Origin of the sequence: Bradyrhizobium sp. SRL28, from assembly GCF_018596315.1 — a bacterium.
Lineage (GTDB): Bacteria > Pseudomonadota > Alphaproteobacteria > Rhizobiales > Xanthobacteraceae > Bradyrhizobium.
In genome coordinates, this window is the sequence record NZ_JAHEAG010000002.1 from 580,580 (window position 1) to 605,469 (window position 24,890).

General features: G+C 57.8%; 20 protein-coding genes and 1 pseudogene. 8 read left to right on the forward strand and 13 right to left on the reverse strand.

Annotated features, from left to right (window positions below):
• Positions 1 to 160: 160 nt before the first annotated feature.
• From KIP88_RS07135 to KIP88_RS46375, 3 genes and pseudogenes are all read right to left on the reverse strand, one after another.
• Complete coding sequence (locus tag KIP88_RS07135) at positions 161 to 865, reverse strand: Bax inhibitor-1/YccA family protein (RefSeq protein WP_214487139.1); 705 nt, start codon at positions 863 to 865, stop codon at positions 161 to 163.
• A gap of 448 nt (positions 866 to 1,313) precedes the next feature.
• Positions 1,314 to 1,760: a helix-turn-helix transcriptional regulator gene (locus tag KIP88_RS46370; RefSeq protein WP_308163305.1), complete on the reverse strand. Its 447-nt coding sequence runs from the start codon at positions 1,758 to 1,760 to the stop codon at positions 1,314 to 1,316.
• A pseudogene (locus KIP88_RS46375) lies at positions 1,737 to 2,411 on the reverse strand (AraC family transcriptional regulator); the annotation flags it as partial. The pseudogene KIP88_RS46375 and the gene KIP88_RS46370, both read right to left, overlap by 24 nt.
• A 703-nt stretch (positions 2,412 to 3,114) precedes the next feature.
• Here KIP88_RS46375 and KIP88_RS07150 point away from each other — a divergent pair.
• From KIP88_RS07150 to KIP88_RS07170, 5 genes are all read left to right on the forward strand, one after another.
• A complete protein-coding gene (locus tag KIP88_RS07150; protein ID WP_214487142.1) occupies positions 3,115 to 4,581 on the forward strand; it encodes a coniferyl aldehyde dehydrogenase in 1,467 nt (488 codons plus the stop codon).
• Positions 4,582 to 4,602: 21 nt separating this feature from the next.
• The gene (locus KIP88_RS07155; RefSeq protein WP_214487143.1) at positions 4,603 to 6,207 is read left to right on the forward strand and encodes a GMC family oxidoreductase; all 1,605 of its coding nucleotides are present in this window, start codon (positions 4,603 to 4,605) and stop codon (positions 6,205 to 6,207) included.
• A gap of 257 nt (positions 6,208 to 6,464) precedes the next feature.
• A complete protein-coding gene (locus KIP88_RS07160) occupies positions 6,465 to 8,201 on the forward strand; it encodes an alkyl/aryl-sulfatase (RefSeq protein ID WP_214487144.1) in 1,737 nt (578 codons plus the stop codon).
• A gap of 76 nt (positions 8,202 to 8,277) precedes the next feature.
• Positions 8,278 to 9,915 carry an AMP-binding protein gene (locus tag KIP88_RS07165; protein ID WP_249790567.1) on the forward strand — a complete coding sequence of 546 codons (1,638 nt, stop codon included), beginning with the start codon at positions 8,278 to 8,280 and terminating at the stop codon, positions 9,913 to 9,915.
• 138 nt (positions 9,916 to 10,053) lie between these two features.
• Positions 10,054 to 12,000 carry an MASE1 domain-containing protein gene (locus KIP88_RS07170; RefSeq protein WP_214487146.1) on the forward strand — a complete coding sequence of 649 codons (1,947 nt, stop codon included), beginning with the start codon at positions 10,054 to 10,056 and terminating at the stop codon, positions 11,998 to 12,000.
• Positions 12,001 to 12,009: 9 nt separating this feature from the next.
• On the opposite strand, the gene KIP88_RS07175 is transcribed toward KIP88_RS07170, so the two are convergent.
• The 6 genes from KIP88_RS07175 to KIP88_RS07200 all read right to left on the reverse strand — a co-directional run bounded on the left by KIP88_RS07175 (position 12,010) and on the right by KIP88_RS07200 (position 17,896).
• Complete coding sequence (locus KIP88_RS07175; protein WP_214487147.1) at positions 12,010 to 12,561, reverse strand: response regulator; 552 nt, start codon at positions 12,559 to 12,561, stop codon at positions 12,010 to 12,012.
• Between the two features lie 191 nt (positions 12,562 to 12,752).
• On the reverse strand, positions 12,753 to 13,736 hold the full coding sequence (locus KIP88_RS07180) for a phospholipase D-like domain-containing protein (protein WP_214487148.1): 984 nt from the start codon (positions 13,734 to 13,736) through the stop codon (positions 12,753 to 12,755).
• Positions 13,737 to 13,774: 38 nt separating this feature from the next.
• A complete protein-coding gene (locus tag KIP88_RS07185; RefSeq protein WP_214487314.1) occupies positions 13,775 to 15,568 on the reverse strand; it encodes an ABC transporter ATP-binding protein in 1,794 nt (597 codons plus the stop codon).
• A 203-nt stretch (positions 15,569 to 15,771) separates the two neighbouring features.
• The gene (locus KIP88_RS07190; RefSeq protein WP_214487149.1) at positions 15,772 to 16,248 is read right to left on the reverse strand and encodes a DUF992 domain-containing protein; all 477 of its coding nucleotides are present in this window, start codon (positions 16,246 to 16,248) and stop codon (positions 15,772 to 15,774) included.
• A gap of 55 nt (positions 16,249 to 16,303) precedes the next feature.
• A complete protein-coding gene (locus tag KIP88_RS07195) occupies positions 16,304 to 17,092 on the reverse strand; it encodes a hypothetical protein (RefSeq protein WP_214487150.1) in 789 nt (262 codons plus the stop codon).
• Between the two features lie 501 nt (positions 17,093 to 17,593).
• Complete coding sequence (locus KIP88_RS07200) at positions 17,594 to 17,896, reverse strand: DUF3551 domain-containing protein (RefSeq protein WP_214487151.1); 303 nt, start codon at positions 17,894 to 17,896, stop codon at positions 17,594 to 17,596.
• A gap of 562 nt (positions 17,897 to 18,458) precedes the next feature.
• On the opposite strand from KIP88_RS07200, the gene KIP88_RS07205 reads away from it, so the two are divergent.
• The 3 genes from KIP88_RS07205 to KIP88_RS07215 all read left to right on the forward strand — a co-directional run bounded on the left by KIP88_RS07205 (position 18,459) and on the right by KIP88_RS07215 (position 22,012).
• Positions 18,459 to 19,901 carry a porin family protein gene (locus KIP88_RS07205; RefSeq protein WP_308163281.1) on the forward strand — a complete coding sequence of 481 codons (1,443 nt, stop codon included), beginning with the start codon at positions 18,459 to 18,461 and terminating at the stop codon, positions 19,899 to 19,901.
• A gap of 345 nt (positions 19,902 to 20,246) precedes the next feature.
• The gene (locus KIP88_RS07210; protein WP_214487152.1) at positions 20,247 to 21,470 is read left to right on the forward strand and encodes a cation:proton antiporter; all 1,224 of its coding nucleotides are present in this window, start codon (positions 20,247 to 20,249) and stop codon (positions 21,468 to 21,470) included.
• Positions 21,471 to 21,703: 233 nt separating this feature from the next.
• Positions 21,704 to 22,012: a hypothetical protein gene (locus KIP88_RS07215; RefSeq protein WP_214487153.1), complete on the forward strand. Its 309-nt coding sequence runs from the start codon at positions 21,704 to 21,706 to the stop codon at positions 22,010 to 22,012.
• Positions 22,013 to 22,050: 38 nt separating this feature from the next.
• Here the strand turns inward: KIP88_RS07215 and KIP88_RS07220 are convergent, their stop codons facing one another.
• The 4 genes from KIP88_RS07220 to KIP88_RS07235 all read right to left on the reverse strand — a co-directional run bounded on the left by KIP88_RS07220 (position 22,051) and on the right by KIP88_RS07235 (position 24,814).
• On the reverse strand, positions 22,051 to 22,560 hold the full coding sequence (locus KIP88_RS07220; RefSeq protein ID WP_214487154.1) for a hypothetical protein: 510 nt from the start codon (positions 22,558 to 22,560) through the stop codon (positions 22,051 to 22,053).
• 180 nt (positions 22,561 to 22,740) lie between these two features.
• Positions 22,741 to 23,067, reverse strand: a complete 327-nt coding sequence (locus KIP88_RS07225; protein WP_214487155.1) for a hypothetical protein — start codon at positions 23,065 to 23,067, stop codon at positions 22,741 to 22,743.
• 227 nt (positions 23,068 to 23,294) lie between these two features.
• Positions 23,295 to 24,452 carry an HlyD family secretion protein gene (locus tag KIP88_RS07230; RefSeq protein ID WP_214487156.1) on the reverse strand — a complete coding sequence of 386 codons (1,158 nt, stop codon included), beginning with the start codon at positions 24,450 to 24,452 and terminating at the stop codon, positions 23,295 to 23,297.
• Positions 24,449 to 24,814 (reverse strand): DUF3302 domain-containing protein, encoded by a 366-nt coding sequence (locus KIP88_RS07235; protein ID WP_214487157.1) that lies wholly within the window; start codon positions 24,812 to 24,814, stop codon positions 24,449 to 24,451. The genes KIP88_RS07230 and KIP88_RS07235 overlap by 4 nt, the downstream gene beginning before the upstream one ends.
• Positions 24,815 to 24,890: the final 76 nt, after the last annotated feature.

Consider the following 24,890-nt stretch of genomic DNA (forward strand, 5'->3'; position numbering starts at 1 on the left):
AAAGTCCGTGCACATGGGAGCCCCGACCAAGCCAGAAACGTGAAGATCTCTCATGCAAAGCCGGGTACCAAACGGACATGCCGTGGCAACCTGACGACGTCTGTACTTGAAGCAGACATACCCGCTGGCGAGCGGTTCGCATGCGAGAATCACTCGTACTCTAGCGTCGGCCGCCCATCAGGCGCAGCATCATCATGAACAGGTTGATGAAGTTGAGGTAGAGCGACAGCGCACCCATCACGGCCTTGCGGCCGGCCGAAGTGGCGTCATCGCTGGGGGCGTACATCTCCTTGATCCGCTGGGTATCGTAGGCCGTGAGGCCTGCAAAGACGCCGACGCCGATAATGGAAATCATCCAATCCAGCCCGCTCGATCTCAGAAAAAGATTGACCAGGCTTGCGACAATGATGCCGATCAAGCCCATGAACAGGAAGGTTCCGAATCCCGACAAGCTTCGGTGGGTGCTGTAACCCCAGATGCTGAGCGCGCCGAAGGCCGCCGCCGAGATAAAGAACACCCGCGTGATCGAGGACTCCGTGTAGATGTGGAAGATGGTCGACAATGAAATCCCGACGAGGACCGCATAGAGGAAAAACAATCCTCGCGCAGCCTCCACCGACAGCGTGTTGATTCGGGCACTGATAAAAAACACCAGCCCCAGCGGCGCCAGTATGAGCACCCACATCAGCGGGCTTTCAGGGCCGGTGAACTGGTAGGTCAAAAATGCGGCAACGCCGGTCAAGCCAACGCCGGCGGCCATGTAATTATATACGCGCAGCATGAAAGCGCGAAGGCCGACGTCTATCGCCGTGACGCGGTTTGCGGAGAAGTCGGGCGCAGCTGCATTTCGATCGTAGTTCGACATGGGGCCGTATCCTTCTTGATAGCTCCTGCGGGAAGTAAGCGAGCCGCCGCTCAACTGCGACAAATGAGGTAGACAATCGCGCATTCCGTAGGCGAGCTAATCCTCGCGGAACATCAGCGGCTTCGCCAAAAGACTGCGGCCTCGACCGACTTAACAAATTAAAGCGGAACCCAATGCGATACTATGCGATTTCGGCAGGAAGCGGATAATTGCGCTCTAACGTCCGAAGATCCACTCGATCACTTGTGTCGCCTGTTGGCACATGACGAACAGCGCCGATCAATGGATATTTCCGCGCATGCGGTGAAGCGGACTGAGCTCAGAACGTCCTTGCGAATGGATTGGAGCGAGAGCTTATTTATTCGACGAATTAGAGGGCTCGTGGGCAGGGGGTGTGCACCGGAGTCAAGTAGGATTGCGAACGATTCTGCCAGAACGCAGGCGTCGACTAGTTTGTCCATGGCGATGTGCGACGACGGTAATCCGCCGGCAGTTCCTGAGTCCATTTCTTGAACGCTTTGCGAAAGTTCGAGGCTTCGGAAAACCCGGTGCGCGCCGCAATTTCTTCAATGCTCAGAGCGGTATTGCGAAGATACTCCTCAGCCAGGCGGCGGCGCGCGTCATCGAGAATAGCTTGATAGCTAATTCCGGATTCGGCCAAGCGACGGTGCAACGTGCGTGGGGAGACATTAATCCGTGCTGCCACGTCAACGACGCTTGGAAAGCCACCGACGCCATTAAGACAGGCAGAGCGGACAGCCCTGACTAATTCTGGCTCGTCGTCATTGAACGACTGCAGCATCCGATGGCAAAAGTCTGCGCACATTCGCGCCGATATCGGATTCGCATTTGGACATTTCTCTTTGAGAAGTGCTGCGTCGAAGTGCCATTGCATGGTCCCGGCATTAAAGTCGACCTTACATTGGAAGATTTCGGAATAGAGCGAAGCATGTTTAGGCGCTGGATAGGGCAACAGCAATCGTCGGGAAGGAAAGGGACGTTCCAGGACGCGTCCGATCACGCTGTGTGTCGAGCTAAACCAGAATTCGCTGACGAGTGGCAACAGTTCACCGAGTTCAAAGGGGTCATGGCCCTCAAAGATCGCCACATTGTCTTCAACGCGAAGGCTTTTCTCAAGCACCGGCCCGGCCAGCCTGACGTGTCTGACGCCGAAGGCGAGAGCGTCGCCCAAAGTGGCTGAAGATGCGAGCGCATAGCCGAACACGCCAAAGTCTTAAAGGCGCTGACGCTGGCCAGCGAACAGGCCGACTCCAGCGTGAGGCGACAGGCGTTGCACATTGCGAAAAAGCAAAATCTTCTGTTGATGGGTCATGCGGGCCGCCGGATCATCCAGCGCAGCCAGTTCGATGCCTGTATTCGCAATCAGCGCCGCACGCGAAATACCGTAAGACGCCATCTCCTCGAACAGACCGCCAATTCCCAGCATGCTGTGCGTGACTAGGTCAGAAGCGCTGCCGTATGCACCGCGCACCTGCCCAGGAACATCGTTCGCTGCGGCGGCTGGTTCAGGTCGGACTGGCTGCATGTTGATCCCTTGGTGCGCTGCGGTACGTCGTGCCGGAAGCCGGGTTTCCGCGGGCGCGTTCAGCCAAGACGAGGTAGAACGCGAATGACAGTTTTTCACCTTAGCTTGTACGATTTCAACCTTTTTAGAGCGCGTCGCGCCATTCACGAAGCGCGAGAGCCCATTCTGCACTCCGACCGCTCACCTCTCGTCAACGGTCGAACCCTGACGCATCTCATCCTGAACGCCCAGCTCGAGAGGCCATCGCGACGGGCATCTGTTTCGCGTGACGCGCTCTGCCGAGACAGCCCTAACCATCGAGACCTTTCTGCCGGGCCAGCATTTAAACGAAACTAGCTGCCACTCGCGCATCTACTCATCAGGTTTCGTCGCGAAGTCCATATGCCGAATTCGCATAGGCGGACCTGCAAAGCTTGAGTAGCGTATCGGGCCAGCAGTTCGATCGACTTAAGTCAGATGGCGGCCTCGGCCCGAACGCGTCGTTCTGCGTGTTAGCGGCAATAGAGGTGGGCCGCGTGAGGAAGCACTAAGCGCTCACGCTGGATTACCGTAATCGCGCTGGTAAAGCAGGCAAAACGCAAGTTGGCAGTTTTTCACCCTAACTTGTCTGAATCCGACCTTTTTGACGGATGATCTCGCCAGTAAAGCTCGCATCGTCGGGTTGAACGCAGGCTTAAGAAGCGTCCCGAGGGAGGATTGTTGAATGAAATTGTCCGGAAGCCCCGTTGACTATGCTGCGCTGCGCGTCGCCCGAATATTTGCGGCACAGCGTGCGGCTTTCGACGCAGATCCCTATCCATCGGCATCGCGTCGTCGAGCCAGCATCAAGGCGCTGAAACGGCAGATCAGCCGCTATCAGGACGTGCTGGCCAGCGCCATGAGCCGCGACTTCGGCTTCCGGGCGCCGACCGAGTCGAAAATGCTTGACCTGCTCGGATCGACGCTTGAGGCGAACCACGCTATCGCTCATCTCAAGGGCTGGATGAAGCCGAGCAGGCGCGCCACCGAGTTACTGTTCCTGTCCAACAGTCTGTCGGTCAACTATCAGCCCAAGGGCGTGGTCGGCATCATCGTGCCGTGGAATTTTCCTGTCTATCTCGCGGTCGGCCCGCTGATTGCCGCCCTCGCGGCGGGCAATCGGGTGATGATCAAGATGTCGGAGATCACGCCCATCACAAACGCTGAGCTTGCGCGCATGCTCGGTGAAATCTTTCAGGAGGAAGAAGTCGCTGTGGTCGGTGAGCAGTTGGCGGACCCCAACGTCTTCACGGCGCTGCCGTTCAACCACCTCATATTCACGGGCTCGCCAGCCATCGGCAAGATTGTCATGCGAACCGCTTCCGAAAGTCTCACGCCGGTGACTTTGGAGCTCGGTGGGAAATCGCCTGCGGTTGTCATGCGCGATTATCCCCTCGGCGATGCCGCAAAACGGATTACTCACGGTAAGACTGCCAACTGCGGACAGATCTGTGTTTCGCCCGACTACGCATTGGTCCCACGCGAGCGGGTGAACGATTTTGTCGCCGAAGTTAAGTCGAACGCGCTGAAAATGTGCGCATCCGATCCCGATGGCAACGACTACACGTGGATCGTGAATAACCGTCACTGCGAGCGCCTCAACGGATTGCTGTCAGACGCGCGTGAAAAGGGCGCCACGGTTATTCCCTGCTCAGATTATGACGTAGGCCGCAACGGCCGACGGATGCCGTTGCATATCGTTACCGACTGTACCGCAGAAATGCGGATCATGAACGAGGAATTGTTCGGCCCGATTCTTCCCGTGGTGCCCTACGACACTTTGGAAGAGGCTATCCGGCTCATCAATGCCGGCGAGCGTCCGCTTGCGATGTACTGCTTCAGTCATGACGCAGCTGAACGCCAGGCGCTCCTGCGCCGCACTCATTCAGGCGGCGTCACCATCAATGATTGGGGATGGCACGCAATCAATCATGACGCCCCCTTTGGCGGCGTCGGCCATTCGGGCATGGGCACTTATCACGGGGTGGAAGGCTTTCGCGAGCTGTCGCACGCAAAGACCGTATTCAAGCGGCATCGCTTTTTTCCCGTCGGTCTTTTTTACCCCCCTTACGGCAATCTCGCGCAGCGCTTGTCGCTGAAGCTGTTTCTCGGGACGGGCGACCCCTCTCTGAAGGAAACATCCATCCGTTAGCCATCTCATCGAGAGCACACCATGAATTACCGTGAATTTGACTATATTGTCGTCGGCGCCGGTTCTGCCGGATGCGTGTTGGCTTCTCGCCTTACCGAGGATCCAAAGGTCACCGTCTGTCTGCTGGAAGCAGGCGGGCGGGACAAGAGCGTCCTGATTCATGCGCCGGCGGGCGTCGTCGCGATGGTGCCAACCAAGATCAATAACTATGCCTACAAAACGGTGCCGCAGCCCGGCCTGAATGGCCGCTGCGGATATCAACCGCGCGGCAAGACGCTTGGTGGCTCGAGCTCGATCAATGCGATGCTTTATGTGCGGGGGAACAAGTGGGACTACGACCACTGGGCCTCGCTGGGCAATCCCGGCTGGTCTTACGACGACGTGTTGCCGCTGTTCAAGCGCGCCGAGAATAACGAGCAATTCAAGGATAGCTTTCACGGGCAGGGCGGCCCTTTGAACGTTACCTATCCGCGTCACGAGAGCCCGTTCACCAAACTTTTTCTCGACGCCGCGGCCATGCATCAGATCCGGCTGAATCCTGATTACAACGGCGCCGAGCAAGAGGGCGCCTTCGAATACCAGGTCACCCACAAGAACGGCGAGCGCTGCAGCGCTGCCAAGGCGTACATCACCCCGAACCTGTCGCGAAAAAATCTCGAGGTTCTGACCCATGCCGTGTCGGCAAAGGTAGTGATCGAAAATCGTAGCGCATGCGGCGTGACTTACTACCAAGGGGGTGAATTGAAGGAAGTGCGGGCTCGACGAGAAGTGATCCTGGCGGGCGGAGCCTTTGGCTCACCGCAGCTTCTGCAGCTTTCCGGCATCGGCCCTGGCGAGGATCTGAAAAAGCTCGGCATTCCCGTTGTGAATGAGCTGCCTGGGGTTGGAAAGAATCTGCAGGATCACATCGACTATGTCCAATCGTGGCGCGTGCCGAGTAACACGGAAACGGTTGGCGCTTCGTTGCGAGGCACAATGAAGCTGGCAAGCGCGGCGATCGAATGGAAGAAGAAGCGTACAGGTCTCGTGACAACGACTTATGCCACGGCCGGCGCGTTCCTTCGTTCGTCGCCGGAAGTCTCGGTGTCCGATTTGCAATTGGTCTTCGTCATCGCTCTCGTGGACGATCACGCGCGCAAGCTCCACCTGGGTCATGGCATCTCCTGCCACGTCGATGTCTTGCGTCCCTATAGCCGGGGTACGGTGGAGCTTAACAGCACCGATCCGCGCGATGCGCCGAGAATCGATCCCAATTTCTTCTCCGACGAACGCGATCTGAAGCTGTTGGTCAAGGGAGCCCAGCTCCAGCAGAGCATCATCGAAGCGAAGCCTTTCGACAGGCTCCGCGGCAAGATGCTGTATCCGACGCGGATCGACGATCCCGCCGGCCTGGAGAACGATATTCGCCGCCGCGCCGACACGCAGTATCACCCGGTCGGAACCTGCAAGATGGGACCGGAAAGCGATCCGGCTGCCGTGGTCGATGCACGGCTGCGGGTGCGGGGCGTCAGCGCCTTGCGCGTGGTTGATGCGTCGATCATGCCGACCATGGTCGGTGGCAACACCAATGCTCCGACGATCATGATTGCCGAAAAGGCCACCGACCTAATCCGAGAAAACGTCTGAATCTCTATTTCGTAACGGGAATCAAAACCATGACGAAAATCCTTCAATGCGCGCTGGTCGCGTCGCTATTTGCGCTCACGGGCTGCGATAACAAGGCCGAGGTCGTCAGCACCGGCGGGGACTCCATGCCGGCTACACTGAAGGCTAATGAGAAATTTGCGCAAGAGCTCAACCTTGAAGACCAGCAGGACCTCGAAGACGCCAAGCGTGGATTCATTGCACGGCCCGAGGGCAAGATTCTCGACGCAAATGGTAATGTGCTGATCGATTTCGATGACTTCAAGTTCGTCGAAGGCAAGGCACCGCCAACCGTCAATCCGAGTTTGTGGCGTCACGCCATCCTCAATGCCCAAATCGGTCTGTTCAAGGTAACCGACGGAATCTACCAGCTGCGCGGTTTCGACGTCGGAAACATGACGCTGATCGAGGGCGAGACCGGGTGGATCGTCGTGGATGCGCTGACCGCTCGCGAAAGCGCGGCCGCGGCGCTGGCGTTTGCACGCAAACATCTGGGCGACAAGCCGGTATCAGCAATCATATTCACGCATAGCCACATCGACCATTTCGGCGGAGCAATGGGCGTTCTATCAGCAAAGGAAGTCGCCGAACGAAACATTCCGGTCGTCGCCCCTGAAGGATTCATGGAGGAAGCGACCAGCGAGAATGTGATGGTCGGCACCGCAATGGGCAGACGTTCAGCCTATCAGTTCGGCAAGAACCTGGAACGTTCGCCCAAGGGGATGGTCGATACCGGACTGGGCAAGGCCGTAGCCTACGGCTCGTTCGGTATCCTCGAGCCGACGCAATTGATCACGCAGGAGTCGCAGGAGTTGACGCTCGACGGCGTACGCTTCGTGTTCTACAACGTGCCGGGCGCCGAAGCCCCCGCAGAGTTGACCTTCACGATACCTGACAAGAAGGCCTATGCGGGCGCCGAGAATATGGCGCAAACGATGCATAATCTGCTGCCGGTCCGTGGCGCCAAGGTGCGCGATGCCCTTCGCTGGGCTGCCTACATGGAGCAGGCGCTGGAGCAGACTCGCGATTCCGAAGTCTATTTTGGTCAGCACAATTGGCCAATTTGGGGTCAGAAGCGCATCGCCGAGTTCATAACCAAGCAACGCGACTTGTATAAGTACACGCATGACCAAACGGTACGCTTGATCAACGCCGGCTATACGCCACGCGAAATAGCCGACAAGATCAAATTGCCCAAGTCGCTGGAGTCGTATCTGGGCGTGCGGGGCTATTACGGCGACCTGCGCCACAATGTTAAGGCCGTGTACCAGTTCTATCTTGGCGCCTATGACGGCAATCCGGCCAATCTGAATTCACTGCCACCTCAGGAATCCGCCAAGCGTTACCTGGATCTCATTGGCGGCGCGGATAAAGCCGTCGATGCTGCTCAGGCGGCGTTCGACAAGGGTGACTACAGATGGACAGCCGAGTTGCTGAACCACGTTGTTTTCGGCCAACCCGACCATCAAGGCGCCAAGGATCTGTTGGCTCGCGCATATGATCAGATGGGCTATATGGCTGAGGCCGCCACGTGGCGAAATAGCTACCTAACGGCGGCGATGGAGCTGCGCAATGGGCCGCCAAAGACGGGCGTCGATCGCTCGGGTTTCATCGACATGCTCTCGCAAACCCCAGTGGAGCGGTTCCTGGAAGCGATGGCGGCTGGGCTGGACGGGCCTGCTGCGGAAGGCAAGGATCTGAAGGTAAATTTAGTGTTCTCGGATACCAAGGAGTCGTTCGTGCTTTGGATCGAGAACGCGGTCCTGCATCACAAGAAGTCGGAGCCCGCTGCCGATGCCAATGCGACGCTCACGCTGACCAAGCCCATCTTTATCAGGATGATGGCCGGCACCGCCGGCATAAAGGATTTTCTGTTCAACGACGACTTGAAGATCGATGGAAGCAGGATCGATCTGGTCCGCTTCCTGACCTTGATTGACAAGGCGCCCGGGACTTTTGCGATCGTAGCGAAGTAACGACGCGCCGTTCTCCAATTCATCAACGATGGTGTTGAGGTTGGCCAACCAACAAGACAGAGGTGAGGGTTTTAACATGACTGAAAGACCATGGTTTGCCACATACCGTGAATGCGAAATTCCAGCCGAAATCAACGCCGATGCGCATGTCTCCGTCGTGCACATGCTAGATGATGCGATGAAGGCTCATGCGCAGAAACCTGCATTTCGATCCTTCGGGCAGACCTTGAGCTACGCCGAGGTGGATCGGCAGTCGCGGAACTTCGCGAGTTACCTACAGACGAAGCTCGGGGTGAGAAAGGGCGATCGCATTGCGGTCATGATGCCTAACCTGCTCGCTTTTCCTATCGCCTTCCTGGGGATCATCCGGGCTGGCGGCGTGCAGGTTAACGTCAATCCGCTCTATACGCCGCGTGAGCTCGAGCATCAGCTCCGCGATGCCGGCGTCAAGATTATGGTCGTCTTCACCGGGTCATCGGCAACCGTGGCGGAAATTATCGCCGCGACGCCGCTAGAAGCGGTCATCACCGCAGGCCCTGGCGACGGCACTGGTCAGCGCTTGCCAAGCCCGCCGGTGGACGAGCGTCTGAAGGGAGCCATTGCATTGGCCGACGCGCTTGTCGAAGGAGCCGCACTGGATTTCAAACCGGTGGGTCTAAACGGCGACGATCTATTGTTCCTTCAATACACTGGCGGAACGACCGGTCTGTCGAAAGGCGCTGCGTTGTCACATCGCAACCTGATAGCCAATACAGAACAGTTCAAGGCCGCGATGCGCGGTGCTCCGCCCTCCAGTGAAGACGTGATCGTCACCGCAATTCCGCTTTATCATATCTTCGCACTGATGGTGAATTTCATCACCTATTTCTCGGTTGGCGCCGACAACTGGCTTGTTGCCAATCCACGCGACATGGACAGCTTCATCCAGACACTGAAACAGGCCAAGCCCACGGTATTCATGGGGGTCAACACACTGTATGCCGCTTTGGTTGCTCATCCCAAGATCGCTGAGGTAGACTTCTCGAATCTTCGCTTGTCCGGGGGTGGCGGGGCCGCCGTGATCGCCGCTACTTCGGAAAGATGGCGGCAAATTACGGGTCAAATCATCCGTGAAGGCTATGGACTTTCGGAAACCAGCCCCGTGCTGTCGTTCAATCCAATGCGCGTGACGGAGTTCTCGGCAACGACCGGCTTGCCCGTGCCATCGACCGACATCAAGCTTCTGGACGACAGCGATCGTGAGGTCGCGATCGGCGAAGCTGGCGAGATTTGTGCCAAGGGACCGCAAGTGATGCGCGGCTATTGGGAGAAGCCGGAGGTCAATGCGACGGCGTTCACCGCTGATGGCTATTTCCGCACGGGGGATGTCGGTATGCTCGATCAAAATGGGTTTCTGAAGATCGTCGACCGGAAGAAGGACATGATCCTTGTCTCGGGTTTCAACGTCTATCCAAACGAAATCGAAGCGGTTGCGACCGCGTGTCCCGGGGTAGTGGAGTGCGCGTGCGTCGGTGTGTCGGACGAGAAGACGGGTGAGGCGGTGAAGCTGTTTGTCGTCAAAGCGCCGAATGCCTCTTTGACAGAGGAGGATTTGGTGGTCTATTGCCGCAAGGAAATGACCGCATACAAGACGCCAAGGATTGTTCAGTTCATCGACGCGCTGCCCAAATCCAATGTCGGAAAAATTCTACGTCGCGAGCTCCGCGATCAGTAGGCTGACGAGTTACGTCAGCGCTACGCGAGCAGATCCACCGCGGCATGGTCGGACAGAACAATCCTGTTTGGATTCTACTACGCCGATATCTTCGGCGACGGCGTCAATATCTGTCTTGTTGCGAGCGAGGGGAAGTGAATGACGCGAAGCCCCGTCCTTCATAGAATCCCGGAACAAAAGGAACGGCGGCCCGCCGTCGCTGATCCGACGTGGCAATTGGCCAACGCGGTGGCGGTCGCGATTGGGGTTGGTATCGTTTATTTCCTGTCGGCGCGGTTTAGTCTTTCATTGCTGACAAAACCTGATGGTGTGGCAGTGTTCTGGCCGGCCTCCGGCGTTGCGGCAGGCGTCCTGATTGCATTTGGTCCCCGGGCGAAATGGCCAGTGGCCGTCGGAGCGGCCGCAGCAACGATCGCGGCCAATCTTTTGGGAGACAGGAGCATTGCGGGCGCCGTCACTTTCGCGTTGTGCAATGCCGGAGAAGCGATGCTCGCGGCGGCCGTCATCGAGCGCCGGTTTGGTTCGAGTTTCGCCCTCGATCGCGTGCGACAAGTCTTAGGATTGCTGGCGGCAGCCGTGTTGGCGAGCGCTATCTCGGGAATCGGCGGGGTTCTGGGGTTCAAGTTGTTTCACGTCTCGACTGCGCCGATTTGGACCATCTGGCAGCACTGGTTCGCCTCCGACGCGCTCGGAATTCTAACGGTTTCGCCGCTGCTAGTCGGAGCTGCCGCGGCCGCGCGCGACCCTCCGCCGCTGAACGAGGCCCTCGAAGGCGCTGTAGCACTTTTCGCGATAACACTGACGATCACGCTTGTTATTTTTTTACCGCGCACATCATTTGCGACTGTGGTACCGATTGCCCTGTTGTTCCCCCTGTTACTCTGGCTAGCAGCCCGCTGCCGGCCGGTATTCGCCGCGGCGGCGGCATTCGTCGTGGCACTGACGATCGTGTGGACGACAACTTTTGGCATTGGATATTTCGGCGACCCCGAGCTTCCAATCGAAGACCGTATCGTGGGCGCCCAAGCGGGCATCCTGACAACTTCGCTCTGCACGCTCGTTCTTGCCGCGCTCTTCGCAGAGCGGCGTCACCAGGAGGCTGCGCTGAGGGAGGTCGCGACGCGTTTGGAAAAGGCCCTTGCGGCCGGGGCGGTGATTGCTTTTGTGTGGGACGCCCGTACGGGTTCTTCCCATCGTAGCGAGAACGCGGCGAATATTCTTGGGCACGATCCGCAAGCGCCCCTTTCGGTAGCTGGCTTCCTTGCGCTGATTCATCCGGATGACCGTGCGCACTTCAAAGCGCATGTGAGGAGCGTCCGACCTGACAACCCTTCCTATGCTGTCACATTCCGCGTGGTTCGCTCCGACGCCCAAGAAATGTGGCTTGAGGAAACAGCAACAGCCGAGTTTGATGCTGATGGGAAATGCCTGCGCATCAAGGGTCTGACCCGTGACATCACGAAGAGCAAGCGAGCCGAAGAGCACCAACGCATGCTGGTCGCAGAGCTTGACCACCGCGTCAAGAACGTGCTTGCCCGCGTTGGCGTGGTCGCCATGTATACGCGCGAGGGTAGCGGCACAATCGACGAGTTCATCCAAGCACTCGATAGACGCATCCAGAGCATGGCAGTTGCGCACGAACTATTAAGCCAACGTAGTTGGCTGGGCGTTCGTCTTGCGGATCTTGTTCGGCACCAGCTAGCTCCCTACGCGACAAACGCAAATACGGCGACCAGCGGCCCGGACGTTGCGCTCAACGCCGCGGCAACTGAGGCGCTGGGAATGGTGCTGCACGAGCTTGTGACCAACGCCTCCAAGTACGGCGCGCTGTCGATGCCCGAAGGTCGGGTATCTGTAAGCTGGGAATGCGGGCATAGTGACGATGCAACGCCTGGTCTTATTATCTTGTGGCGCGAGACGTGTGGTCCGCCGGTATCAGCTCCGTATAGGAGTGGGTACGGAATTAGCTTGATTTGCGAGCTCATCCCTCACGAGCTTGGAGGTACGGTTGACCTCGCGTTTTCACCTGAAGGCGTGTCCTGTACAATCGAAATCCCCATCAAGCAGCTAGGTAGCCTCCTGTGAGAGGATCTCTCATCGATCCGGCAGCCGAGCAACGATCGGGCGCAAGATGGCCAAATATTGTTCGACGCTGACGGGCTTTTGCAGAATGGCCTCGACCTTTCCAGGGGGCAGGGAAACTGATGTGTAACCGGTAATGACGATCACCGGAATGCCTTGTTCCTGCAGGCGATCAAGCAAGGGATTGGCCCGCTCGCCATCTCGCAGATTGATGTCTACGATGGCCACGTCGGGCTCGCGCTCGGAGATCAGGCGCTCGGCGTCAGCCATGGTGGCAGCCGGACCCGCCACGTCCGCTCCCAGTGAACGAAGTAGACGCTTGATGGCAGTGCCGACGTGCCAGGAATCCTCAACCAATAGAATACGCGCACCTTTCAGTTCCGACGAGCCAGATGTTGGTGGAGTATGAGGGCTCGAGGTGGCTTTCATGGCTGTCATTTCAGCGGCACGAAGCGGGAATGCTGATCCACCGCGTTCGCTGGACGTGGTGGGCTGCTCAAGCGGTCCCGAGATGCCGACGAGGCCGCAAATTTCCTTTCCAGATGTCCAAATGCTAGCTGCCATCCTAGCCGCTGCCTATGCAGAATAGGGCACTTCAACGGTAGCTCGGTGTTCGCTTTGGCACTTAGTGCACGTGCCGTTCGCTCAGCGAACGGCGGCTCTCGGGAAGAACCGGATCTGGCCCGTCTTCTAAATGTTTGAAAAATTCCCAGCGGACGTCTGTGCAACCAGCGTCCCTCAAGCCTTGCTTGGGTTCACCGCCCGAGAGCAAGTACGTTCGCATCCTTGCTTCCGTGCTTTTCCAGATCTGCCAGTATGCCCGCATCGGACAGGTCGATCCTCTGCGAGTGCTTCCAATCTCGCCGCGATACCTGAACGAGGCGTTTCAATACGCGCTTCGATTTGGTTTCGATCGCAAGTTCGCGTCTCGAGTCGAAGCTGCCCGGACTGAGATTAATCGATCCGACTATCGCTCGCTTGCCGTCCGCGATCACGATCTTGCCGTGCAACTTCAGGCCCTTTAGCAAGTGAACCTTGGCTCCGACGTCGTGCATAATTCGTAACCCGCCGATGCCCTCAGCGAGCTTCTTGCCCGACAGTTTATGCGGCGCGCGCGCCATGATCCTGACGCTAACCCCACGGTTCACCGCACGAACGAGCCTTTCGACGATGACAGTATCTTGATAACGTTCATTTTGAAGCCAGAGCGATTTCTTCGCTCCGTCGATGATGGCCGCGATCCGTTCGCGTCCGTTATTGGGGCACCAAAGCAGATGCGATTTAGGGTCAGGTTTGAACGGCTTGCGAGCCCAGTCGGCGTCGAAGCACCTTATCATTTCCTTCACTTCGCTCTTCTTGGTCGTTGTAACCGCATAATCGCGCGTTTCAGTCAGATCGCGAGGTTCCCAGTTGAGGGACTCTACAAAACCTATCTTGTCGTCGATAACCATTGACTTTTGATGGGTGAGAGCAAAGGCGGCGCTGCTATCGCGCACCTTGACACCGGCGGCGAGAAGAGCCTTTCGGGCCTTTTCATTTTCGCTCTTGCCGCTGCGCCGCGCCGGATTGAGCATCACGCGAACATTGACCCCGCGTTGATGGGCTGCGATCACCGCGCGGAGCAGTGTCGGCTCGGTAAACAGGAACATCCTGATGTTCAACGCGCGCTTGGCTGCGTTGATCGGTTCAAGGATCGCGCTGACGGTATCGTCTGGAAGAACGATAAGCGTATGCGACATTTTCTTGCTCCTGGCCGAGGCTGGAATCGTTTCAATGGCTAAGCTGCATTGGCAGGCGAAGCACCCGTTGTTTGGTACTGAATGCGATGAAGTTCGGCGTAGACGCCGCCGAGCGCAAGCAGCGCGCTATGCGAACCTTCCTCGGCAACAACGCCGTCTTTGAGGACAACGATCTTGTCCGCCTCGCTGATGGTGCTCAGGCGATGGGCGATCATGATGACCGTGCGGCCTTTCATCAACTCTCGCAGGGCGTCAATCACGAGGTGCTCCGATTCGGTGTCGAGTGCAGCCGTGGGCTCGTCCAGGATCATGATCGGGCTGTTGCGAATGACGGCGCGCGCAATGCCAATGCGTTGACGCTGGCCGCCAGAAAGCGTGTCCCCGCGTTCGCCGACGACAGTGTCGTAACCATGGGGCATGCGGCCGATGAATTCATCGGCATTGGCTACTTTCGCTGCGGCAACGACTTCTTCGTCGGTTGCGCCGGGGCGCCCGTAAGCAATGTTTTCGCGGATTGTCCCGCGGAACAGAACCGTCTCCTGCAACACGAAGCCAACCTGGGCCCGCAGCGCCTCCAGCTTGAAGGTTGCAACGTCGACACCATCGATCAAAATGCGTCCACCCTTGGGATCGTAAAAGCGAGGGACCAGACTCAGCACAGTGGACTTGCCCGAGCCGGTTGGTCCGACAATGCCCACGACCTGACCGGGTTCGATCTTGAACGAAACATCCCGCAGCACCTGGGTCTCATCGTCGTAGCCAAACGCGATGTTCTCGAATGTAATTGCGCCATTGACCCGGCCAGGATCGGTTGCTTCCGGGTGTTCGCGAATGATTTCATCTGCCGATAGTATTTTCTGGATACGTTCGAGCGCGACCGTGGTCTGCGCAATCGCGCTGGTCATGCTGGCGAGGTCTTTTACGGGCTTGAAGAACTTTGCAAGGTAGGCGAGATAAACCGTAAGAGCGCCCGCTGTCATGGTCCCCGCGACGATGAGTGCCGTTCCTCGCCACAGGACGATCGCGGTGCAGATCGCGACTACGATGCTGACCATAGGCGACAGGAGGGATTTTACCTGCCGGGCCTTGAGAGCAGCCTCGACTGTGGCGTGGCTCGCGGCTTCGAGATGGGCGAGTTCAAGATCCTGTCGTCCGAATGCTTTTATGGCTCGAACCGATCCTAGCCCTTCCTGAACAACTGCGACGACTTCGCTCTGCCTGGCGCGGACAGTGCGCGTAACTTCCTTCACGGCCCTCTTGAAATGCATGACTGCTATCAGAAGGAAGGGCGTAATGGCGAGGGCGATCAGGGTGAAGTCCCAATCCAGCCAGAACATCAAGCCGATCATGAAGACGATGGTGATGATGTCCACGATGATGCTCAGCGTCGACGAAGACGCAAAGCTCTGGATCGTCGCGACGTCGCTGGTAATGGTGGACATCAGCGCGCCGGTCTTTGCCGTGTCGTAGAACCGCAGCGAAAGGCGATGGAGATGCTCGTAAATGCGGATCCGCAGATCATTGGCGACCCACTGTCCAACGCTTGTCGTGTAGTAATTGTCGATATAAGTCGCGACCGCACCGATAATCGCGATAACCAGCGTGGCGACGCCGGCGAACAGTGCGACGCCAAGCGTGTGCCGTCCAAAGCCGTAGTCGTGCGCCCACTCCAGCCAATGAGGCAGATGGTGCTTGCCGAGTGCATCGTCGAGCACAAGCTTTAGCGGCCACGGTGCGGCCAGACTTGCAGCAATCTCGGCCAGCATCGCAATAAAGACAATTGCGAGCCAACCCCGGTAAGGCCGAAGAAGCCCAAGCACCAAGCGTGTCATTCGCTCGCTCCGTAGAAAGGACTTTTTCAACACAATCGAGCCAAAGCGGACATTTCCGCTTCGGCCGAAAGTTACTCCGATCGGGCATTCTCAGGAGGTATCATCCCCGAGGAGAAATCCTAGAACGCAAACGAGGTTTTGCAAGGTTCAAATGACATCGATAGAAGCCGCTCCGATCGAACCATTCAGTCGCCAGAATGAATTCAGCGCGCGGCACGCAGTTGAAGATGTGAGAGGCCGAGCGTGACATTCAGGGCAACCGATCCTTCGACGGAGACCGGTTGCAAAGCGAAGCTCCGTCCAGACCCTCCGATCAACACGTTGACGCCGGCTCCCAGACCCATGCCAACCTCCCCGGTGGCACCGACGTATTCGCCAGCGAGGGCTCCCGGTGGAGGGCCGGCGGTGGGCGCGAGCACGGCCCAGCCCAGCACGCCGCCTGCCGAAATGCCGATATCGACACCTACGGTATTGAGCGCGCCCTCATAGAGCTGCAGCGGCAATGGCGGGTTTTGAATGAAACGGCACTCCATGGATTGATGACCGAAGATGACGAAGCCAATGCTTGGGTTAAGCTTGCACGTCAGCATTCCTACCTGCGTCCAGGTCTTGGGCGCCTGGGCCATCGCCGCCTGAGCGCCCGTCAAGAGAGCCGCTGCGAGGATCAAGGATCGAAGCATTTCGTTCTCCGTGGTGCGCTGTTGATTGTTTGATAGGACGTTCGCGACGGCTACCTCAGTAGCAGGGCGGATACGGATAATAGCCGCAGGTGGCGCCATAGTAGGGATAGGTGCTGGCTGCCGCCGCACCCAGTGCAGCCCCACCCACCGCGGCGGCACCGACCGCTGCAGCACCGTAGCCTCCGCGATAGAAGGCACCGCGCGCGACGTAGGGACGACGCCAGGCGCCGGCTGCGCCGACACCCCCGACCCGCGCGTAGCCGCCGCGGACGCCCGCAGCGTGGAAGCCGCCCATGCCGCCCGCGTGGAAGCCACCAGCGTGAAAGCCGCCGAAACCGAAGCGGTCGATGAAGAGTGCCGCGGGTCCGTCGCCGCCGGCCAGATCGCCTTCGAGCACGTCCACATCGAAGATCAGCCGGTCGCCCTCGAGCTTCGCGGTCTTCAGCACCACAACGGCATCGCGGATTTTCGACCCGTCCGTGCTGAACACGGAGACGGTGGCGTTCGGCGGATCCTTGGTAAAGCTCTCATCGCTGGCATTGCTTGGCGACCATTCCTCCAGCAGGTCGGCCGTGAGCGAATGCCCTGCCGCCCGCACCGGGCGGTCCGCGAAAACGATCGAGTTGGGCGCCACGCCGGTGAGCGTTAGCTTCCCGCCCTGCAGGCTGGCGCCGCGGGCGTTCATGACGATCAATGACGGCACAATCTCCGGCTTGGCCTGGCCAATCGTCTTCTGCAGCGGCATGTGCTGCGGCGTCGAAGGCGTGGTCTGGGCCAGCGCCGGGGCTGCCCCGCAGAGCAGGAGGGCGATGATCATGCAGCTTGTTCGACTCTTCTTGGCCATGAGGATCTCCTTGCCGTGATTGCACAGAGCTTGTGGTGCAGGGTTGACATCCCTCAAACGACATAGGCGAGGAGCACGTTGCTTCGCCGTCTTGCGGAACGTCCCGTAAAAGTCGTCTCTCTCTCTCTCTCTCTCTCTCTGTCTCTGTCTCTGTCTCTCTCTCTCTCTCTCTCTCTCTCTCTCTCTCTCTCTCTCTCTCAGCACCCGGTTACACGCGGATAGTCGCTTCAAGATTGCTTGCGAGAGATTGGTCGAAGCGCCGCGCATACGCTATGCAATTTCGGCCCTTCTAACGCTGGAAATCCCCATGATCCCGCATTGTAAGGCGAGCAAGTTTTGCGGAAGCAGAAAATAGTTGCCGCCCCCACGCCACTGGCATGCATTGGCATTCGGCAGGCGCTGGCCCTTGGGGGTGAGCAAAAGCGAAACAGAAGCCGCCGGGAAGACGTTGGATTCTCATGGGTGAGTCGCGTCATAGCGATCAGCGGCTGAATATTCTCATCATCTCGGGGGCGGCCCAATCGGAAGTGGCCCACCCATGCCCGTTCGTTCTTGCGGAGAAGGTGGCGCAGCGTTGGCGCTGGGTCGGTACCAAGGATTGGCCAGGCATTCGGCGTCGGTGCCGGAAGCCGAGGCCTGGCAGGTCGCTAGGCTGTTAAAAGAGCAGCCGCTCCATCCGGGATTGTCCATGCCCTGGATGCAAAAAGGATATTGCGATATGCCGGTTTGGGCAGAAGCCGGAACATGATCGATCGTCCAGAATCCTGCTGCAGCGAGCAGCGCGGTGAGGGGTACACGGATCATTTCCGCACCTTCATGGCTGGAGGGGCGCTCTTCTCTGGAGCCTTGGGCATCGATGGCAGGGACGAGCCAGCAAGCGCACTAATCAGCTCGACCTTGTTCACGCGTCCGACCGCTTTCTGGACGGAGACTATTCGCTCTTCAATCGTTCGCTATGCAAATTCGGCATCCTGTCGAAGGATCTGCAACGGCCTACCCAGCGGCATTATGAGGAACCAAGCAAGACGGCCCGGCTCGCATCCGATAAGGTGCCAATTGGAGACATCGCACGTTCGATTTGGGGTGGTCTCAAACTGAGGCGGGCCCTCTCGTATCCCCGGCAGGTCCGCACCGGGCCTAGCCATCCGCACTGGCATTGCGTCTGATACGACAGCAACGGTGACGGGATTAGAAGGGCTTGAACGCGGTGCTGCTATATGGAAGTGGCCCAACCTCGTTGTTGCCGAAAAGTCACCGGAGCGAAGATTGCACGCATGGTTTTGGCGCGATCAATGAAGTCGGTTGGAGAGAATGTGCTCCTTGCAATACACTTCGGAGTCGTGGGTCGCATCTTCAGGAGGCGACAGTGCAGAAAATTGTCCTTGCGGGCATCGCTGCTGCAGGATTGTTGAGCGGGCCTGCTCTTGCATCGGACTTGCCTGCCAAACCCCCGCTGTACAAAGCTCCAATCGCAGCGCCGCCCTACAATTGGTCGGGGCTTTATGTGGGCGCCAACTTCGGCGGGGGATGGTCCAACGGCAGCCTGAACATTCCTGGCAACAATCTGTATGGCGGCCTGAGCGAATTCATTGGCGGCGTGCAGGCGGGCTATAATTTCCAGGCCGGTCACTTTCTATTTGGTGTCGAAGGTGATTTCGATGGTGCCAGCTTTAGTCATCCGGCCCTTTCTACTCCAACGCTAGGTTATGTGGACCAGCGCTGGATCGGCACCGTGGCGGGCCGCGTTGGCCTCGTGAATGACCGTTGGCTCGTATTCGCCAAGCTTGGCGGCGGCTGGGTGCACAGCAACGCTACTTTGAACCTCCCTGGCATAGTCTGGAACGGATCCAACACCAGCAGTGGCTGGTTAGTTGGCGGCGGCCTCGAATACGGTTTCAAGTCGCATTGGACGGTCAAACTCGAATACGATTATCTCGGGCTATCAAACTGGAATTCTCCCACGGTCCCTTCGGTGGCTTTGAACCGCGACCTTCAAATGGTCAAAGCCGGGATCAATTATAAATTCCAGAGCGGCGTTTCCGCTGCGGCCGAGCCATCGACCGCTGGGGGCTCTCATGAGCCTTCGGAAGACCTTCAGAAGGCATCACAAAACCCGATCGCGGACCTGGTCAGCGTGCCGTTCCAAAGCAACACCAATTTCAACGCCGGGCCGTTCAATCGCACCCAGGAAGTATTCAACATTCAGCCCGTCGTGCCGATGCACTTGAGCGATGACTGGAACCTGATCTCACGCACCATCATTCCGTTGGTGAGCCAGCCGAACCCGTTCTTCGACAGCAACACCAATGGCATTGGCGACATTACCCAATCGTTGTTTTTTTCCCCAACACACCCGGGCAAGCTCATCTGGGGCGTCGGTCCAGTCTTCACCGTTCCGTCCGCCAACGATCCATTCCTTGGGACCGGCAAATTCCTGTTCGGTCCGACGGCCGTTTTCCTGACTACACCGGGGCATTGGGTGATCGGCGTATTGCTCAATAACCAGTGGTCGATCGGCGGCAATCCACTGCGACCGCCGGTCAACACCTTTCTCGCCCAGCCCTTCCTCAACTACAACATGGCGCACGGTTGGTACTTGACCACAGCCCCCATCATCACCTCGAACTGGCTCGCGCCATCGGGCGAGCAGTGGACTGTGCCGGTCGGAGGCGGCTTCGGTCGCGTTTTCAGAATGGGTGATCAACCAGTGAATGCATCGATTGCCGCCTATTACAACGCGATACGTCCGACCGGCACTCCGGCGTGGCAACTGCGGGCTTCTATCGCGCTCCTGTTCCCTGTCAAATAACAAGGCGGCCGGGGGCGTAACCTGCACCATCCGATTTCGGCCCCATGCCGCTTTCAACCAAGGGCAATAGCGCGTTGGGAAATCTCGCTCGATCTCGGCAATAAGATGCCGAAAGTGCATAGCGTATACGCTGCGTTTGGACCAACTTCTTGCGAAAACCTTCAAACGAGCCACCCGCGTCAGCGCTGTCGGCCTTTGGCATAGCCATACGTAGCTACGGTGGTTGACGCTGGAGCGGTCAGCGGGGGCCGTCTCGCTCCGCTTGGCGGACTGCGCCGTAAGGACGATTCTGGAGGCAATCGTGCTGATGACACGAGCGCAGTGTCGTGGGGGTACCGTCGGAAGATGATCGACTTTCTCCGGGACTACCTTTTCACCATGCCGGTGCTCGCGAAGTTCGCGGTAGGGATGGTGATGCTTGTCGTTATCCCGCGCCTTTCCCGTCGGGCGCACATTCCTGCAACTGTGGGGCTGCTACTTGGCGGCGTTATCGCCGGCCCGTATGTTCTCGACATATTTGGCAAGGTCCGGCCGATCGCAGATTTCCTGGCGGAGCTAGGCAAACTGCTCCTGATGTTTTTCGCGGGCCTGGAAATCAATCTCGCGTTGTTTCGGCGAGCTCGTCACCGCTCGATTGCCCTTGGCATCGCCACAACCGTGTTTCCTCTGTTGCTCGGCACCATCGTTGGGCTTTCTTTCGGCTACGGCGTAGTTCCGGCAATCGTGATTGGGTCGCTGCTAGCTTCGCACACACTGCTTGGGCTAGCCATCGTGAACCGGCTAGGCTTGGGAAGCTTGGAGTCGGTGACAGTTGCGGTCGGCGCCACGGTGATGTCCGACACCCTGTCGCTCGTGGTATTCGCGATTTGTATCTCGATCTACACGACCGGATTCTCGCCGGCGGGGCTCGCGCTGCTTCTCGCGGAAATCGTTGGCTATATCCTGCTGGTCTTGTTCGGCTTGAGCCGTCTCGGAGCCTACGTTCTCAAGCGAGTGGAGAACGAAGAGGACGCTTACTTCATTCTTATGCTGAGCATCATGGCAATCGCAGGCGTACTTGCGGATGCGATCCAGCTGCCGGGCATCGTGGGGGCGTTCCTCGCAGGGCTCGCCATCAATGCCTCTGCACAGAAAGCACCCGCAAGTATCAAGCTTGAGTTTCTGAGCAAATCGTTCTTTATTCCCATTTTCTTCGTCGTTACCGGCTTCCTGATCGATCCGATCAAGTTTGTATTTGGGATTTTCGACGACTTCTTCCTCGTTGCCAGTATTGTTGCCGCCCTGCTTGTCGGCAAGTGGATAGCCGCCTGGGCCGTGGGTCACGTGTTCGGCTATAGCCCGAACGAACGACTAAACATCTGGTCGCTCACACTGCCGCAGGTTGCTGCCACGCTCGCCGCGACCCTGGTCGCCCACGACACGCTCAATTCAGCCGGCCAGCGCCTCCTTGACGATCGCATGTTCAATGTCGTGCTTGTGCTGGTGTTCGTCACATCAGTGCTCGGTCCGGTGCTGACGGAGCGGTTTGCATCCCGTCTGAGTGCCGACAAGCGCGTTCTCACCGATTGAACTTCAATGAGTTGCCACCGCTTAGTGTGTTATGAGCGAAAGAAAGTTCCCTGTTTGCTGCGATCCAAAAGGGAATTGGGGTCTTCGGTGCGAGCGGCTAGTAGTCGACTTCAAAGCTGCTGCCGGAAATCTGTCGGCGCTGCAGGTCCGTTTTCGCATAGACGATAGCAGTCCGTTCCCATTGAAATACTTGTCCTTCCGTCGCGCGGAAGACAGGATAAGGAGTTACGAGGATGGCTATTTCAGTTTCGATGATCGCCTTGAGTTCACAGCTGGTTGTCGCGGTTGCCAATGGAGTGCCGGTATTCGACGTTACACGTACATGCAAGCTCGACTTGGCCGCGACGGCAGGACTTTCGGACACTCAATCCGTAAATGCCTGCATAAGGGATGAAAAACGGGCACAGCGGCAACTCGGGAGCCAGTGGTCAAAATATCCGGCTTCGAGCAAGGCACAATGCATCCCGCAGGAAAGCGTCGGTCGCACTCCAAGTTATGTCAGCTTGCAAACGTGCCTGCAGATGATCCAGTGGGCTCGCTAGTTTGCCTTCGCTATAGCTTCCCTTGCACGGCATGAACCCTACTGACGCCGGGCGAGACTCTGTTGCTGTAGTGCGTCATCTATTGTCATCGCGATCCAGGCAGGACCCGAAAGGCCCTGCTTCTTGGCTGTGTCGCTGACCGCATCGACAATGTCGGGTGTGAGGGGCACGTTGATGATGACGTCCAAACCGCTTTCGAGGCTATAGACCAACCTCGTGACCTGGCCGGAGAAGCGCGCGACACGCGCAGCTTTTTCAGCGTCGGTCAACGCGGCTTCTTGAACAACCAATGGACAGTAGGCACCGATAAGGTGATCAACTATCAGTCGCTTGGACATGCCTTCGCGCCGAAGGGTGGCTATCGTGTCGTTGAGTTGAATGATGTTGACCATTACGTTGGAACCAGGGAGCAGGCCTTTGATCTGCTCGAGCTTGGCTGGAGTGTTCGGCTTGAAAGGGGAAGGACATTCGAATTTGTCCGTAGCGACAGCCGGTACGACCACGAGCATAGAGAAAGCGAGACTTAGCAAGTGTGAAAAGCGGGTCATGACATCTCTCCGGCCTTGGTGAGCGGTTACCCCTGAGTTCGAAAATCGAGTATCAGGTTTGCTCACCTCGTTTTCGAGTCGGGCATTCATGGATCATCTATCGTTCTGTCTCTCGGGGCCAACGTTTACGACGAGATGCAATCGAGCGAACACCAGTAGTTAAATTTCAGTACGCTCGCCCTACAGTCCAAGCAGGTATGCGGTGAAGAGAACGGCGAGCGAGCCATCCATGATTGCGATCGCTGTCATCATGCTTGTACGCGTCAGGCTACCGAAGAAGATCAGGAAGAAGATAATGACTTTCTCGAAGATTGCCGCGGTCAGAATCGGCCCGCGAGTATCCGGAAAATAGGCCGCATAAATCGTTAGCGAGCAAACTACGAAAAGCAGAGCGCCCCAGTGCCTGGCAAAGAAGTCTGTAAGTGCACCCGCGTTGTCTGCCCCGAATACCAACTTAAGCGTGGGCTGTGGGAGTAGTAGTGCTGCGAGGCCGCCGGCAGCAGTCAAGACTCCCGAAATGACGAGTATCCATTTGATCGACGATGCTAACATACAAACCCCGACAGCTGGTGCTTCCCGCCTAACCCACGCCTCTTGGATACGTGATAATTATCGCGGTGCTACCAACTCGGTAATTCTGAACCATCAGGCGAGGGGCCGATCTTTCGACGATCCATACGAGGAGAGGGAAACGTAGACTCTCTCGACGAACAGGATCGCGTTAAAGCAGCCCCTTAGATATCGAGCGGGTAGACCCAGTTGAACCAGGAATGAGCGCGGATTGAGATCTTTCGAAGTACGGCCCATGCGCCATGCTCTCCACCTGTATAGATTGCAGCCAAACCCTGCGCGCCTATTGGGAATTTGGATTGGTCAGCGTGGTCAAGTCGTATCTTCACGGCGTACTGCCCTTGGGGGACATTTGGGGCCGGCGCCTGGAATTTCGGAATGTCGTCGCTTGGCAAATATTGTCCAATGCCATTGCCGCGCCAGATGCTGTCCACAGTCCCACGGAAGATTTGACCGGGATAAAGGTCGAGTGCAACTTCGACCGGCTGGCCCGGCTTCACATATTTGAGGTTCTCCTGGAAATATGTTGCGAGCAAATAGCGGTCCGCATCCGCGATAAAGGCGGCGATGCCGCCGGCCCGAATTATGCCGGACACCATTCCGGGGCGAACCTGTAGGTTGATGATATGACCGTCCTCCGGCGCCGTCAGGGTGGTGTTGTCCAGATAGTACCGCGCCAGCTGAAGTTGCGACTCCATGTTTGCGACTGTTGTATTGATACCGTCAATTTCGGATTTGTATTGGAGATTGGCGCGTTCGAGTTGGGCCAGCGCCGCGTCGTTGGTTGCCTCGGCCGCATCCACCTTGGTCAGCCACTCTTCCACAGTTTCTTCGCGTACTGCCTGCTCCTGCGCCAGCTTGTCGAAGATCCGCTTCTGATACTGAGCGTACGCGAGCTCCACCTTGGCCTTTTTCGCGCCTTGGGCCGCCGCATCGACATCTGCCTTCAACACTTTGACGTTTTGTTTGGCGGCGGCGAGCTGCGCGGAGATCTGGTCGACCTTGTACTGGTAGGGACGGCGATCGAATTGAAACAGAGGCTGCCCCTTCTTGACCGGGGCACCTTCCTCGACAAGCACTTCCTCAACGAGCGTTGGCTCCGGGAGGCGCGGAACGAGCTGGATCGTTCGTTGAACGACAGTTGCATTGGCGGAATTCGGCGTAACGAATCGGAGGCCTATTACGAAAACAAGCAGCAAATGAACGACAAAGAAGCCGAAGATAACGCCCCAGCCGGGCGTGAGTCTGATGAGCTTGAATCGAAAGAAAACAAGCCAGAACACAAGGGAAGCAAATGCAAGAACGAGAAGAGCAACCATCATGGCGCAGACTCTCCTTGCCGCGTCTCCGGTGCCGCGATGGCCGCCGGGGACTTGCCGGTCAATTTTGCGATCGTCGCTTCGGTTTCGGTCCTCCGCTCCTCTGGCATATAGCGGACATCGATCACGGTGGTCGGCCTAAAGGCCCAGCCCAGCGCCTGGATCCACGGTACGACCGCCAGGAAGCCGACCCAACCCATCAGATAGACCGCCTCGGCTTCTGGGTGGTTGCGGGCGATGGCGATTCTTCCGGGAAGGCCAAGCATGAACACAATGAACCCGAGTCCGACGACGGTAAGAAAGAAAAGCGACAGGAAGGTTGCATAGTCCCAAAAGTCGATAGAAAAACCTAACAGAGCTTCCATGACGTTCCCTCCCTGACGGCAGAACGAGCGCTTCGCAGTATGGAGGCCACCATTCGCGTGCACTGACGAAGTAACG